Raw genomic sequence first — 14010 nt, 5'->3', positions numbered from 1 at the left:
TATCGAGTTTGGTGACCGCTTGAGCGATCACCTTTAATCCAAAGGAAACTACACTGAATTAAGGAAATGTTCATACAATTAAATATTTTGTACATAAGAGTTCAATAATTTTACTTACAATGAATGCTAACTTAGCCAATTTTCTTCGGAAGGTCGTTGTGACCAATTATGTAGAATTCTGCACCTGATGCTCTAACGGCTGACTCGGCGCTAATTAACAATACGTCTAGTTGTTTTCTTATGTTAGACTGAATATTCTTATCATAATAACTTTTCATCGTGTGAGGTTGTACAATTATAACCCTAAATTTTATTTTGCTATTTTTTTCATATTTTTCAATGGTCTCTAAAAATGAGTTGTGATCACTTTTTTCATTACCATTCCAGCAAAATTTCATGGCAGCATTATTAGCTCTTTCTCTAAGATCTGTTATTAGTTTTTTTTCTGCTAATATATCGAAGGTTTTTTATTGCTTGATTTAAAACGATATCATGAGCACCAACTGAAATTCTTCGGTCTTTGCTTTTTGAATTCGCCGCCTTGATATGAACTAAGGAAATGTAGACTCTGCCGTTATGTTCCTCGATGTGAATAAAGTCAGCTTTTTCTCCGGCACCGTCATCGCATAGCAACCATCCAGATGGCTTATCGGTCGTCATGAAATTTTCATGTGAATCCCAACGTCCACTCCAGTGATGTTTCATCCAGCAAAAAAGAGATTTTTGGCTTCCGATTTTATCTAATGCTACGTTTCCATTTAATTCTGGTTTTTCTTTTGATATATCAAAATCTTCAAAGTCTGCCCATATAAAATTGTTATAAGAAACATCACGATATTCTGTTTTGAATACCCTGCCGTTAATGATGGCATGCCCTGATTCGTACCAGCACTTAACTAATTCTGGGTATTTAAAAGTGTTTGAAAAATATTCAATATCATGCTTTTTACCTTTCTTAGGTGTTTTATTAATTACATTAAAATTTACGGAGTAATCAGATATCTGAGGTGATATACTTATGTCGCCAATATTTTCTGAGTTTTTGAAGATCTCTAGGTTTATATTTGGTGAGTACAATGTGTCCAATACCTTAAAACTATATGTATTTTTAATTGTGTGCAGCCGCTCTACTTTGCTTTCACTCAGATCATTTCTATTGAACTCAGGATCAATAAAGGCTAGGTCATAGACATTGCTAACATCTTTCAGTTCTGCAATTGGAATGACTAGTATGCTTATTGGGTTATCCAATTCATTTTTATTTTTATCAATTGTATCTATTATTTCAAGAACTCTATTTTCAAATGTTTCCCAATCCCTACATGGGCCTCTCCATATAGATGACTTATATGGATTTAAGCCGATTGTTTTTTCTGTGCCGTCTAAGGACGTTCGAACTGCAGACATTACAAAAGATTGATCTTCAAGTGGATTCAAAGTGTCTGCTACATTCTCTCCGCCTAGAACTTTTGAATCAGCCTTAAAACTTTCTCGACCATGTGTGCCTAAAAGCCATAGCATTTTGATCTTATCTTCATTAATGAAGAGATAATTAAGATGACTAATGTTGATTACTCTTAAATTAGGGAGTGCTGGGGTATGGAAGTATGTCCTTATTTCATCTTTTAACCCTTTTTCAGACATGTAAAATGCGTAGGTATTGTTTAGATTAAAAGTAATAAAAACATGATTCTCAACATCAGTTAGAGTGTTTCCTGAGAACCAACTCGGGTTTTTTAAAACTGCATAGTGGGTATAAAATATAAGAGATTCACCAGATGAACCTTCTTTGGTCATGTTCATCTCTACTATTTGTTCTTTTCGACCTTCGGTTTTAATTATTCTTGATATCTTTTCATGAATTTCAAAAGCATTTAAAGCTTGATGGCTCATTCCTAAAAGTATTGAGAGGAAAGGTTTGATTTGGAGTTTATCAATTTCATCCATAAGAATGATCCTTATTAATTAGCATTTTTAATATGATCTATAAATAATTGATTGAATAAAACAGTGACTAATGTCTTTTTTATGATTAGTCAATAAAAAAACATATCATGGAAATGTCTCTACGTAACCCCCTCATTTTTGATAGTAAAGATAATTAGTATTACTTAAATGAAAGCGTTTTATATCGTGATAGTGATATTTTTTATCAGGTTTAGTCGTTTCTTGCTTATAAATCCACTGAAACTATATTATATATTTCAGTCGCTCATTTAGCGATAGAACCTGGCTATCAGGCAAAATAGAACTTTTCATATAAATAAAATTCTCTATATGCATTAGCTGGTTTTTTGAGCGTATTATCGAAAACAGACACAAAAAAGCCCGCATAACGTTAGCCATGCGGGCTTTCAGGACTTCGTATCGGGCTCTGGTAACCGTCAACAAAGGATTTTGGTGCTGGCGTCCCTGTAATTAGCTATTCATTCCATTGATTTTTAATATTATTTAAACTTTGAATTTTATGTGTGGTTCTAAAAAGGAACCATAAATCGTAATGGTATGGGCTCTCACGATTAGCGGATTGGAGAATTGTATCAAAAGGAAACAAATTCTTCAGTTCAACTCCCTGCTGGTAGCTGAACTGCGCAAGCAGGATCTGCTTTTCACCGATTAGTGAATGCGGTAGTTTTTCAGCAAAACTGAATTCTATCCGTAGGGCAGTACCAGCATAGGTGGAGAATGGATTTTGAACAACTGGTCACCAGAGCACACAAAAGACATCAAGAGTTGGTTTAAGATTGATACATATCGCAAATTTGAAGACCTCTCATTGCTCCAGTTTTACCATGAGATATGGGCTCGTAACTTGTTCTTTAAGGAGTATCGGGAAGAGTTTGAGAGCAGAACTCTTATGGGTTACTTCTCAAAAATTTTCAGTGGCAATCCTTTTTTAATTGAAGAAGGGCAACTGGGATACATGACTCCTGCCAACAAACTTTTTCAGCCTCCCCATTTTTTTCTAACAACTCTTGATCGCCTTGCTGAAACGAGCATCATTGCTATGCAACGCGGAGGTTTTGTTTGGGATGGTGATGACAATTATTCAATAAACAGAGATCTTCGGGAAGAATCACTTTCAGATATTATGCCAGATCAGTTTTCACGAACAGTCATGTTCGAGATTGATTTGGCAAGTGGCACAGACGAAGAGATTGCAGAGTCGCTTAAAGCTGCATTACCGCAGTGGCGTAAAATCAAAGGTATCGAACCAGATCCTTTAGAATCAGTTCGCTTTGGGTATGGAACTATCAAGAAACTCATCAGTTATCGTGTGATACCTATGCTGGATATCCTGGTGTGGGCAGCCGTTAAAAAAATCCGTGTCTCTGACGACAGGTTATCCAGACTGCTATATACAGACGATGACGAAGAAAGCGAAATGAGGCAGTCTAGCCAAATCAAAGATACCGACAGGCCTTTGGCTCTTAAATCCTGCACAACTGACTTTATCCGACAATTCCATTACTTCATGAACAAAAATAGCCATTTGAAGCAAATGAAAGTCTCTGATGTAATGAAACTATCGGATTAGAATTACATTTATAACTATTTGTTTTAATTGTGAAAATTAACTAAAGGCATCATTGTGAATGGTGCTTTTTTTTTGCGATTTTTACTTTAAACCGGGCATTTTGACACTTGCTATAAAACGGGGGAATTTCAGCTACTCTCAAGTTCCCCTTTTCTATACGGCACCAACTTCGAGAAAACCATCCTGCATAGCTACGAAGAACCTCCGCTTCAGGAGCTTCGCTCTTTTCTTTTCCCAACTGCTCGTATAGTGACTTCACCGCAACGACAAGGGATAACGAAATGAAAAATCAAGCAACCCGCCTAATACGATTACCAGAAGTTCTCGAACGAACTGGCTACGGAAAAGCCTGGATATATCGTCTGATCAACGATGGTAAGTTTCCTGCTCCTGTCAAAATTGGAAGTCGTGCAGTAGCTTTCGTTGAAAGTGAGATTGATACCTGGATTCAGTCTGTTATCGAAACAAGTCGAAATAATGTTGCTTAATTGAACATAGGAGCGGTTTTATGAATATCGAAGAATTTGTAAGCGAAGAAAACCATATGTGCAATTTATGCGGAGATCTTTTTTACAAGATCTTTGACCAAGAAGTGATTTATGACTTACCTAATAACGAGTTTAATAAAGAAATCATTTACTGGCTCAGTCAGTACCTTGTAGGAAATCTGAGAGAACCTTTAGACTCGATCTCTGAGCTTAATGCTTGCAAACAGATATATGTTTACGAGACCTGGTTATCTCTAATTAAATGTCCTGATGAATTGAAACTCCTAGCGAAGCGGATAATTTTATATCTAATGGATTAAGAGCTTTTTATGAAAGTGTAAAGTTTGGCTGCATAATTTACCTTAAAACTTTACAGAATAAATTACATTATTTTGGTTGTCGTTTATTAGCAAGGCAGTGAGATAGTTTTCGAAGTATTAGGTGTACATAAATATATCTAGATCTACCAGATGATAATTTGACAGGAATAATCGTCTATCTCACTGTTTTAATTTAAATAAATGATTCTAACGATTCAAATAAATTTGTAAATCTACGAAATGCTTATTATTAATATATTGGAATTATACTTTTTGTAAGGTTTAGGAGGAAAATATGTGCAGTATTTGTGTAGATTCGTTTATGTTGGAAAATGGTGAGAGGTATTGTCATGTAGTAAATAAAAAAACTGGTGAGCCATTGTATTATCCAAATTTGTATATAACAACACAAGTCAGAAATCGGTCAGAGTCTATATCAACAATGAAAGTTATTGCTGGTAGCATTTCATTGTTATATCGATTCTTTACGAGGAAAGATATCAATATTGATGAAAGAATTCAGAAAAGGATATTTCTGGCTCCTCATGAAATTGATGATTTGATTGAGTTTACTTCATTCAATTTTAAAGGTGGTGTAGATAATGATTTTTGCGTTTCAAATGTCAAAAAACCAACTAAGTATTTTCGGATTACAACAATAGCTAACTATCTGGAATGGTTATGTAAAATACTTCTTTCTCATACAGGTCAGAAAGATACAATCAAAGAGATACTTGTTTTCATTGACAACATAAAAAGAAAGAAACCAAGAAACAATGACAAATATGTTATGGATATCGAAAAGAGCTTAGATAAAGCTCAACTGGATACTTTGTTTAGCATTCTTTCGCCAGGAAGTAACTTGAACCCGTTTACGGAAATAGTACAAAAAAGAAATAACCTAATATTCCTATTATTACATTGCTTTGGCATGAGAGCCGGTGAACTTTTGAATCTGCGAATTGGTGACATAGATTTTGCAGAATCAACAATAGCAATAAGGAGGAGAGCAAATGATAAAACAGATCCACGAGTTTATCAGCCATTAGTGAAGACTTGTGAGAGGAAGTTAATTGCTGATGCGAACCTTATATTTGAAATTTCAGATTATATCTTGAATGATCGTAGGAAAGTCCAAAATGCTAATAAGCATGACTTTCTATTTATTACCTATAAGGAAGGGAAGACTCAAGGGCAACCGCTGTCATTTTCTTCATACCATAAGATAGTGAGTGTTGTTCGTCAATCATCCTCGCTTCTAAGTGGATTAACAGGCCATAAATTACGACACACATGGAATTATGAGTTCTCGAAAACAATAGATAAGGCCAAGGACATATCCGACGAAAAAAAGCAACAAATCCGTTCTTATCTAATGGGATGGATACCAGGTTCAGACACATCAATAATCTATAATCGCAGGCATATTTTTGAGCTATCGAAAAAAACTGCACTTGAGCAGCAAGAGCAGCTATTCAAAGGAGGATTTGATGAATAATTTAATTAAACAAAGCTCTGATAAAATGTCAATTCATGAACAAAAAATCGTCACTTTGATTGAGAGCCATGGAATCAATATTAGAGACTTGATATGTGTTATGAACAAAAGTTTGGTTTGTGGATTTGTGAATACATTACAGTATTATTTTTGTAGTAAAAGCCATTTGTATGTAAAAACAATAGTTAAAAATATGAAGAAGTTCATTAACAATGTTTCTCCTAATTACATTGATGATAAAGTAATAATCCAATATCAAAATATGCAATCAGCAAATAAACCATCATATTTGCGAGGTTTACGGCCATTTTTTACTAAATGGTTTGAATTAGGATACCCCGGAATAGATGAAAGTGCTGTTGAAATAGCAAAGCATTTTGACCTAAAAATAAAAAAAACTGGTCAACCTATATTACAAGATGATCCAACTGTGGGTCCACTGACTAAAGAGGAACACACTTCCTTGATCAAGGCTATGAGTCACGCATATAGCATAGGTGAACTGTCACTGTCAGATTATGCGATATCGCTATTAATAAGTCTTACCGGCAGAAGACCTCAGCAGTTAGTTATGTTGAAATATAAAGACCTTCTTCAAAAGAACTTAGATAATGGTAAAGAAGAATATTTAATTTCAGTACCACGAGTTAAACAAAGGGGTAAACAACTACAATATCGAGAACTACCAATAATCTCAGAGGTTGCATCAATTGTTCAACTTCAAGCTAATCATTCCGTTAGGCTTGTTGAGCAAAACCTTGGCAAAACCCTTGATGATCATTCTAAAGGCAAGGTTCCAGTTTTCTTGAACGAGGAAAAACTGCTTGATTTAGCCGTAATAGATATTAACTTCCTAGAGTCTAATAAAATATATGCGAAACCAACAATTGCTAATCGAGCATTAAAGAATATTGTTAATACTGGGAACTTAATTTCAAATCGTACAGGTTCTCTACTCAATGTTACTCCTCGCAGGCTTCGTTATACAATAGCAACTATGCTGGCTAAGGATGGTCATAATGCCAATACTATAGCTGAGTTGTTGGATCATTCTTCTACTTCAAGCACTGGAATTTATATTAAAAATCTTGCTGAGAGTGTTGAAAGGATTGATTCCGCTGTTTCAGAACAATTGTCATTTGTCGCTGAAATTTTTATGAATGGAATAAGGTCAAAAGAGATAACGAATTTCAAGTTTTGCTCTTCTAGAAAATGCCAAATTCAGAATTTAAATGTAAATTTTCCTTGTAATGAATGTGCTTTCTTTATGCCAGTTGATATTGACGAGGTAAATCCACGATGAACAATATTATTTTGTTTAAATCTAAAAAAGAAATTACGGCTGAAAACAATTATAATGACTTCATAAGTTTTTGCCGCTATCAACTATCAGGACTCACCCAAACTCAGGATTGGGAACAATATGTCTGGAAAGGGTATATAACTTTTAGAAAGATAGGGGTTGGACATAAAGCATTTAACTCCAAAGATGCAATGCATGAAGATTTTCTCGATTTTGCAAAAGCATATATCAGATATCAACACTCATTGAAACCTTTGAAAAACTATGGGGCTACAATGATGGCTTTGAGATGTCTCGAACAGGCTCTTTTGCAAGTTCTGAACAGTGGTCTCATTTATAATGTTACAGCCGTTGTTTTTGATGAGGCAATGCAAATCGGAAGTAAATATTTTGAAGGTAATGTTCTCGCTCAATGTGGGATACAACTTGAAAAATTATCAAAATTTCTATGTGAACATAACCTTGTGAAATCAGGATACATATCCTGGAAAAACCATGTTAAGCAGAAGGTCAAAAACAACTATCTTCCTGAGATCGAGGACTATCACAGAAACGATAAGTTACCAGATGAATCAGCATTACTTGCTATTGCTGATATTTTTTCTAAAAATGATGAGCTACTGAGTCCAAGGGATAAATTCACCAGTTCAGTATTTGCACTTCTGCTTTGTTGTCCGAGCAGAATTTCTGAGATTTTAGCCTTACCTGCTGATTGTGAGATTACACAAAAAGATGAGAAGGGTGTCGAAAGATATGGTCTGAGATTCTATTCGGTTAAGGGGTATGGCCCTAATATCAAGTGGATTCCACAGGTTATGATACCAGTTGCGAAGAAAGCGATTAGAAGATTGCTTTCCTTATCACAAAATGCAAGGGCGTTTGCTCAATGGTGCGAAAAATATCCTGATAAATTTTACCAACATGAACTTTGCCCAAAAGTTGATGAAAAATCAAAGTTGACAGTTATACAGGTTTGTCATGCACTTGGCTACCCTTTACATGATCACAAATCTTGCGTTCTAAAAATCAAAAAAACAAGTCTGGATGGTAGGAAAAGTTTCTTAAACCCCAATGATTATAACTATTCATTGAATGAGTTATGGGAAATGATTATCTCTGGTTTTAGTAAAGACTTTCCTTGGTATGATGAAGAAAAATCTATAAGATTTAGTAATGCATTATGTTTATTGAATCCTCGCCAATTTTCTTTATCCCAAATGAGCGATATCTATTCATTTTATAAACCTACTAAAGGATTCTTTTTTAAAGACATACAAGATAAAACAAGTAATGAGTCTGGATTTAAAAATATTTTCGCCCGATACGGATTCAATGATATTGAAGGAAAACCACTACTTATTCGGTCGCACCAACCACGGCACCTATTAAATACAATAGCCCATTATGGTGAAATGTCTGAGCTTGATATAGCTAAATGGTCTGGTCGTATCAATGTGAATCAAAACAGAGTTTATAACCATGTGTCGGAAGAAGATATGTTAGATAAAATTAAAGCTATTAAATTGAACAAGAGTAATTATTGTAAAAGGGAGTTAATTCCCTCAAATGAATCGACAGTTGACTTTGATAACCTTTATCAAGGGGCGATTCACTTAACAGAGTTTGGTTACTGTGTGCATAACTATTTAGTTCGTCCTTGTACTAAAATCAATGAATTTATAGAATATGATAATGAAACACTGGACATGAAATCAGTAGATAGAATTAGACTGGAATCAATCCGAGAAAAATTAATGCAATTGATAAATATAACTCAGATCGCTTTTGAAAATGGTGACTATGGGGCTGATAAATGGTTGCAACACCACGAAAAAAACTTGGAAAGAATTAATAAGCTTTTGAATAATTAAAATAGGAGATACTTATGGCAAAACATTTGAACAGGAGTGAAATAAAGGCAATTACACACATTATATTGACTTGGGACGGCAAAATCACATGGAGTGATTTATGTGAATCAGTTTATAAGAATTTAAACAGAACTATCACAAGGCAATCTTTAAGTGCTCATGATGAAGTTGTTGAAGCATATAGAACAAAGAAAAATTTGTCTAATTTGAAAAAATCTGGCCTTAAAAAGCCAGCTAACTTAACGATTGCGGCACAACAAATAATAAATCTTAAAGCCGAAAATGAAATGTTGAAAAAACAGAACATTAGATACAAAGAGCAGTTTAGCTATTGGCAGTATAATGCTTATAGACATGGTCTCACTATGGAACAATTGAATAGACCATTTAATAAAAAATAATAGTTGATAGGTTACACCTATTGACAAGTTAAATAATTACGATAAATATAAATATATGGTCAGGATGACTATTTCAATTATGCAAGGATGCATTTTATGGACAAAAACATCATCAATTCAGAGTTTACTCTGGAAGAGCAACTTATCATTATAATTGATAAATATATCTCAAAACGGTACCAGCCTGGAGATAAAAGTTTCTCATACCAGCTTTACTTAATTTTTGTGGGATACCATTTAAAATATTTCTATCCTAAAAGGATATATTCCAAATCCAATCGTAATATTGGTAACATAATGGCTATGTTTAGCTCAGTACACAAAAGTCTGACAAGCAATCTATTACAACGATTAAATAACAAAGAAGCCGTTCTCCGTGAACTAAATTCTCTCGTTAACTATATTGATAACAATCAAGAAAAAGCAGAAGAAATCTATGCTACTGTCAGAGCACAATATGAAATGAAAGTAATCGAGAAAGAGTTAACCCATGAAGTTCGCGTAAGAACCATTAGGCTGTAGCAAAAAAGCCCCTATGTAGGGGCTGACAAAGAGTGTTTGATAGCGGCTGTTACTGAACTTCTTTCCATACACCATCAGCTTTAACTAATTTGATTGGCTTTGTCTGTTTATTGTTGCTAATAGAAGCATCTACAATGCAGTTATATACATTATTTGCTTCCTCTGAACAGCTAACTTTCTTCACATAATCGATTCTTAAAAGATCCTTTTCTGAAACTCTTGAATCAAAAGCTTTCATACTTGCGTTTGTTCTATCTACAACACTTTTGAATGCATTATAGATGTCTTTGTCTGATGGTTCAGAATTACATGCGGTTAATAGGAAAGTAGAAAGAATGATTGTAAGCATAACATATGCTTTCATGTTTAATCCCTTTTGTACTAAATTAATGTTTGTGTGTGAAAACTGCTCTGTGTGCAAATTTCTTACGTAAATAAAATCTTAAAGAAATTGCTGACGCAAAATAGATAACGACAGTTAATATAAAATTTTGACTGATAGCGAATATAAGAAAAGCAATCGCTAACAGCACAATTCCTATTAGTAAAGCTAACCAGGCTGAAAAGGCTCCGTATCTAATAGTTGAATGACAGCCAGTGCAGACACGGACACCAAACGGACTCTCCTGAAAGCAGAACGGGCACTTAATTGTTTCGTTTTTCATAGCAACCCCAGAGTGGAAGATTTACTGCTGTTTGTAGGGATTCTCGATGACTGACTCGCTTTAGTAAAATTGCTTGTACCGATCGATAAAAGACTCATGATAGGTTATGGCTATCATAACTAGATTATCGATCTGTAATAACGATCAATTTATTATTGACTTATGCTAAATTTACTACTAAATAAAAATAATATTGTTGTCAGGGGTAAGCTGTAAGCTGTTGTCTATAAATGAATTTTCCTTTCTTTATGTAGAAGTCGGGTTGCATAGAGTTTTGAAAATCCAGGGTGGGGTTTGTGAAGAATGCTCTTACCGTAGCTTCGGAGAAGCTCTATGAGCCGTTGTAAAAAGGGAAACCAGCTACTGAGCCTTAGATGCTTTTTCTGTTGTATTGCATTCTTTTGAAGAATCTTCTCAACGATCTCGTTTCGTCCGTCTTTTCTGAGTCGCAGTTCGAGTTCGGAAATTTTTTCACTTATGCTTTCCTTTGGAATATCCGTTGTTGCAACATCTTTTGCAGGAGCAGGAGCAGGAGCAGGAGCAGGAGCAGGAGCAGGAGCAGGAGCAGGAGCAGGTACGGGCATAGAAGCAGGAAGAGCTTCCTTCGTCTGTATACCCTTTCGCAGAACTTCTAAGTGGCCGGGCTTGCAGTTGAGTCGGTTACTAAGATTTGCCCAACTGTAGCTCTTACCCAATTGCGAAGCTTTGAAAGCTATTCCTGTGTATTCGAAAGAAAAGCCGTTCATTTTACCAGTAGAGGCAATATTGGCCTTCCAGGATACTTCAGCTTCTTCCAGTCGTTTTGTGAAGGTTAAAAGGTCAGGTGTATCTGCCAAACTTTTATCAAGTATCTGTTGGAGAGCTTCTTTGGGGGAAGGAAGGCCAGTCCGTTCTGAAAGCATCTGTTCATTGCGGGAAACCTTTCTTTGCTTCGGTTGCTTTGGTGCTGTCCTGGTCACTGTCAGGTTATGAGTGATTTCAAGTTCACTGATGATCCGGGTGCTGATGAGGTTTTCGTTCCTACCTAAGTAGAGCTTCCCACCGGCCATGTCGATTCTGCTGACGATAATGTGTATGTGCTGACCAGCCGGATCGTCATGAAGCACATAGCAACGGAGATGGGTATCACTGAACCCCATCATCTTCATGTAGTCGTCAGCTATGTTTACCCATTGGTCATTCGATAATGTTTCTCCGTCAGGCAATCGTAGCGAGTTGTGCCAAACTGGTTTTGCGACATCCTGGCGAAGATGCTTGGTGCTGTCGAATTCAGCGATTAGTTCAAGGGCTGAATCACCTAACATGTTCCCGCCAATGACGACTGGATCACTTTTGTGGTGTGCTCCTGGTTTCAATGCATATTGAACAACACCTGCGAAGCATTTCCCCCTTTTAATCTTCTGCATTCCTTTCATGCGAAATACTACCTTACGGACGGATCAGAACCTGTAAGACATGAGCGAAGCTCTTTAATCTGCTTTTTAACAGCGAAGATCTCTGTTTTCGTCAGTTCACTATTACTGCTTTTAGTATCAAGGTGGATTATTAGACGGTTTAGCTTTTGAGATATATCAGACAATGATTGCCAAACTTCTAAATTGATTGCAGGAATGGTCGGAGGAAGCTTTTGAAGTGATGCCATGCGAAGCCATTCACCTTTGCGTTTATCACCACGGCTTGCATTGAGAAGCTCTAACTCTTCTTTATTTAATCGTACACTTACACAGTGTATTCGCAATGATTGAGATTTATTATCGTTAATAGGTTTAAAATTATTTGTATACGACAATGTTATTATTTTACCCATATAAACTCCTTTTTATATGTTTATTCGCTTTAAAGTGAGCAATTCCTTTGCAACACATTATATTTTTATAGTGGAAATGCAATTCATGTCAATGAGTTAGGTTAGACTTTGACTTTCTTTTTCAACCGAAGGGCGAAAAACAAGGGAACTCAAAGAAGCGGAGCTTCGATGAGTTAGCCCTTGCTTGGGAATAAAATTACTTCTTAGAACAAAATTTATTTGCATTGTTTTTTACAAATTCATTTTCGGGAGGGAGATAATCTGTGAGCCTACTTTTTTCTTCAGATATAGATTCCATTTTCATTTGTTTCTTTAAACTATCAATAGTATTTGTAATATATTGCACCTCAGTGCTTTGATATGTATACACTGAATACTCTTTAGTTAACAAATCGCAGAGATCATATAAACATGAATCAAGTAGAGTCTTGGTCTCGGTGTTGTTATAGTCATTTATTTTCTCTTTATTAAGTACCAAGAAGATTTTAAGGGTTTTGCTAATTTTATCTTTCTTAATGCCTAATGGAGAGCTAATCTTTTGGGAAGAGTACGATTCTAGTTCAGGGTATTTTTGAGTTAAACGATTTATTTCCTTTTTTGCATACTCAAATGTGAAGCAAGCAATATTCTTTTCAACTTTTTCCCTATCAATGATAATAAAGATTGGGAAATGATTTTTGGGACATTCCGACTGAACTAACAACTCTTTTTTTAGATATGGAGATATAAAAACTAAGGACTCTGGGACGCAAATTCTAACAATATAAAATCGTTGATTTGACATGATGATATCTCTTGACAAAAAATCGCACCTGTAATTCTTATAATAACATCCCGCAAAGCTATTGACAAATGGAATTTATATATTATTAGATTTACTAAAAGGATAATATATGAGCGAGGAAAACATAAAGGCTAAGATTAATCATTTATGCAAAAAAAGCAAAAAAGAATTTGCATTCCCTAAAATATATATAGATGAAGACAATGACCTGCACTATAACTCTCTAAATAACATATTCATATCGAGTTGTTATATTGAGAGAAACGGTTTATTTTATAACAATAATGAGGTGTTAAAAGATATAGTTGCGTATAAAAAAGAATTAGATATTAGCGATCTATATTTAGAGTTTGATGGCCGGGATTTATCAGTTGTTATATCACCTGAGTATAACAGCATAAGCGAAGATTATTTTAAGGAACTTTGTGCAATGTCATTTACTATCGGTATGATAAATAAGGTTCAACGCGAAACTGATCAGTTAGTTCGTTGTCAAACTACGTTAAACTATTTGAAGCTATTAGATGTTAAGAAAGCATTTATATTAATTCAGTATATTATATTTCACAACTTGATGACAATTTCTGAAGTATTGAATATTTTTAAATTATACCTTTGTTATCTTGATGAAGTATCTGAGTTTTCGAATGTAAATAACATTATGTTTTTGCAAAAAGCTTTATTTTGTCAATTTTCAATCAATGATATATATTTCTTTAGCCCAATAACACAATGAAACTTACTCATATCCTATAACTGTTCAAGCAATCATTGTCTTGATGTTACCTTTGGATTGTGATAACTGCCCGGTTA

The 14010-nt window shown here is 34.9% G+C and carries 14 protein-coding genes; 9 read left to right on the top strand and 5 right to left on the bottom strand.

Annotated features, from left to right (window positions below; genetic code table 11):
• Window positions 1-420: 420 nt before the first annotated feature.
• Entirely contained in the window at window positions 421-1947 is a 1527-nt protein-coding gene (locus AAIE02_RS18785; protein WP_498533032.1) for a hypothetical protein, read from the bottom strand.
• 745 nt (window positions 1948-2692) lie between these two features.
• Between AAIE02_RS18785 and AAIE02_RS18780 the strand changes: the two genes are divergently transcribed.
• From AAIE02_RS18780 to AAIE02_RS18745, 8 genes are all read left to right on the top strand, one after another.
• Window positions 2693-3538: a DUF6387 family protein gene (locus tag AAIE02_RS18780; RefSeq protein WP_001067212.1), complete on the top strand. Its 846-nt coding sequence runs from the start codon at window positions 2693-2695 to the stop codon at window positions 3536-3538.
• Between the two features lie 281 nt (window positions 3539-3819).
• Window positions 3820-4026 carry a helix-turn-helix transcriptional regulator gene (locus AAIE02_RS18775; protein WP_000795663.1) on the top strand — a complete coding sequence of 69 codons (207 nt, stop codon included), beginning with the start codon at window positions 3820-3822 and terminating at the stop codon, window positions 4024-4026.
• Window positions 4027-4046: 20 nt separating this feature from the next.
• Window positions 4047-4346 (top strand): hypothetical protein, encoded by a 300-nt coding sequence (locus tag AAIE02_RS18770; RefSeq protein ID WP_001019190.1) that lies wholly within the window; start codon window positions 4047-4049, stop codon window positions 4344-4346.
• A 295-nt stretch (window positions 4347-4641) separates the two neighbouring features.
• The gene (locus AAIE02_RS18765) at window positions 4642-5844 is read left to right on the top strand and encodes a tyrosine-type recombinase/integrase (RefSeq protein ID WP_498533031.1); all 1203 of its coding nucleotides are present in this window, start codon (window positions 4642-4644) and stop codon (window positions 5842-5844) included.
• A complete protein-coding gene (locus AAIE02_RS18760; RefSeq protein WP_498533030.1) occupies window positions 5837-7147 on the top strand; it encodes a tyrosine-type recombinase/integrase in 1311 nt (436 codons plus the stop codon). The genes AAIE02_RS18765 and AAIE02_RS18760 overlap by 8 nt, the downstream gene beginning before the upstream one ends.
• Entirely contained in the window at window positions 7144-9018 is a 1875-nt protein-coding gene (locus tag AAIE02_RS18755) for a DNA-binding protein (RefSeq protein ID WP_312775451.1), read from the top strand. Before AAIE02_RS18760 ends, AAIE02_RS18755 begins: the two co-directional genes overlap by 4 nt.
• Before the next feature lie 14 nt (window positions 9019-9032).
• A complete protein-coding gene (locus AAIE02_RS18750) occupies window positions 9033-9419 on the top strand; it encodes a hypothetical protein (protein ID WP_498533029.1) in 387 nt (128 codons plus the stop codon).
• Window positions 9420-9515: 96 nt separating this feature from the next.
• Window positions 9516-9941 (top strand): hypothetical protein, encoded by a 426-nt coding sequence (locus AAIE02_RS18745; RefSeq protein WP_498533028.1) that lies wholly within the window; start codon window positions 9516-9518, stop codon window positions 9939-9941.
• Between the two features lie 49 nt (window positions 9942-9990).
• Here AAIE02_RS18745 and AAIE02_RS18740 read toward each other — a convergent pair whose 3' ends face one another.
• The 4 genes from AAIE02_RS18740 to AAIE02_RS18725 all read right to left on the bottom strand — a co-directional run bounded on the left by AAIE02_RS18740 (window position 9991) and on the right by AAIE02_RS18725 (window position 13197).
• Window positions 9991-10305, bottom strand: coding sequence for a cell wall-binding protein (locus AAIE02_RS18740; RefSeq protein WP_072061045.1), 315 nt, complete (start codon window positions 10303-10305; stop codon window positions 9991-9993).
• Window positions 10306-10830: 525 nt separating this feature from the next.
• Complete coding sequence (locus AAIE02_RS18735) at window positions 10831-12021, bottom strand: relaxase/mobilization nuclease domain-containing protein (RefSeq protein ID WP_498533027.1); 1191 nt, start codon at window positions 12019-12021, stop codon at window positions 10831-10833.
• An 8-nt stretch (window positions 12022-12029) separates the two neighbouring features.
• On the bottom strand, window positions 12030-12413 hold the full coding sequence (locus AAIE02_RS18730) for a hypothetical protein (RefSeq protein WP_001624489.1): 384 nt from the start codon (window positions 12411-12413) through the stop codon (window positions 12030-12032).
• A 196-nt stretch (window positions 12414-12609) separates the two neighbouring features.
• Window positions 12610-13197 (bottom strand): hypothetical protein, encoded by a 588-nt coding sequence (locus tag AAIE02_RS18725; RefSeq protein WP_099705492.1) that lies wholly within the window; start codon window positions 13195-13197, stop codon window positions 12610-12612.
• A gap of 109 nt (window positions 13198-13306) precedes the next feature.
• Here AAIE02_RS18725 and AAIE02_RS18720 point away from each other — a divergent pair, with 109 nt between their 5' ends.
• Window positions 13307-13933 (top strand): hypothetical protein, encoded by a 627-nt coding sequence (locus AAIE02_RS18720; RefSeq protein WP_455311167.1) that lies wholly within the window; start codon window positions 13307-13309, stop codon window positions 13931-13933.
• The last annotated feature ends 77 nt before the right edge of the window (window positions 13934-14010 follow it).

Source organism: Cedecea sp. Ae19-4, from assembly GCF_059801165.1.
Note: the sequence above shows the minus strand (reverse complement) of the source record. Positions and strands in the feature narration are given on the sequence as shown.

Bases quoted from the DNA above. Each gene is read 5' to 3' on its own strand.
- AAIE02_RS18785 (WP_498533032.1), bottom strand. From the start codon at position 1,947: ATGGATGAAATTGATAAACTCCAAATCAAACCTTTCCTCTCAATACTT.
- AAIE02_RS18775 (WP_000795663.1), top strand. From the start codon at position 3,820: ATGAAAAATCAAGCAACCCGCCTAATACGATTACCAGAAGTTCTCGAA.
- AAIE02_RS18770 (WP_001019190.1), top strand. From the start codon at position 4,047: ATGAATATCGAAGAATTTGTAAGCGAAGAAAACCATATGTGCAATTTA.
- AAIE02_RS18765 (WP_498533031.1), top strand. From the start codon at position 4,642: ATGTGCAGTATTTGTGTAGATTCGTTTATGTTGGAAAATGGTGAGAGG.
- AAIE02_RS18760 (WP_498533030.1), top strand. From the start codon at position 5,837: ATGAATAATTTAATTAAACAAAGCTCTGATAAAATGTCAATTCATGAA.
- AAIE02_RS18755 (WP_312775451.1), top strand. From the start codon at position 7,144: ATGAACAATATTATTTTGTTTAAATCTAAAAAAGAAATTACGGCTGAA.
- AAIE02_RS18750 (WP_498533029.1), top strand. From the start codon at position 9,033: ATGGCAAAACATTTGAACAGGAGTGAAATAAAGGCAATTACACACATT.
- AAIE02_RS18745 (WP_498533028.1), top strand. From the start codon at position 9,516: ATGGACAAAAACATCATCAATTCAGAGTTTACTCTGGAAGAGCAACTT.
- AAIE02_RS18740 (WP_072061045.1), bottom strand. From the start codon at position 10,305: ATGAAAGCATATGTTATGCTTACAATCATTCTTTCTACTTTCCTATTA.
- AAIE02_RS18735 (WP_498533027.1), bottom strand. From the start codon at position 12,021: ATGAAAGGAATGCAGAAGATTAAAAGGGGGAAATGCTTCGCAGGTGTT.
- AAIE02_RS18730 (WP_001624489.1), bottom strand. From the start codon at position 12,413: ATGGGTAAAATAATAACATTGTCGTATACAAATAATTTTAAACCTATT.
- AAIE02_RS18725 (WP_099705492.1), bottom strand. From the start codon at position 13,197: ATGTCAAATCAACGATTTTATATTGTTAGAATTTGCGTCCCAGAGTCC.
- AAIE02_RS18720 (WP_455311167.1), top strand. From the start codon at position 13,307: ATGAGCGAGGAAAACATAAAGGCTAAGATTAATCATTTATGCAAAAAA.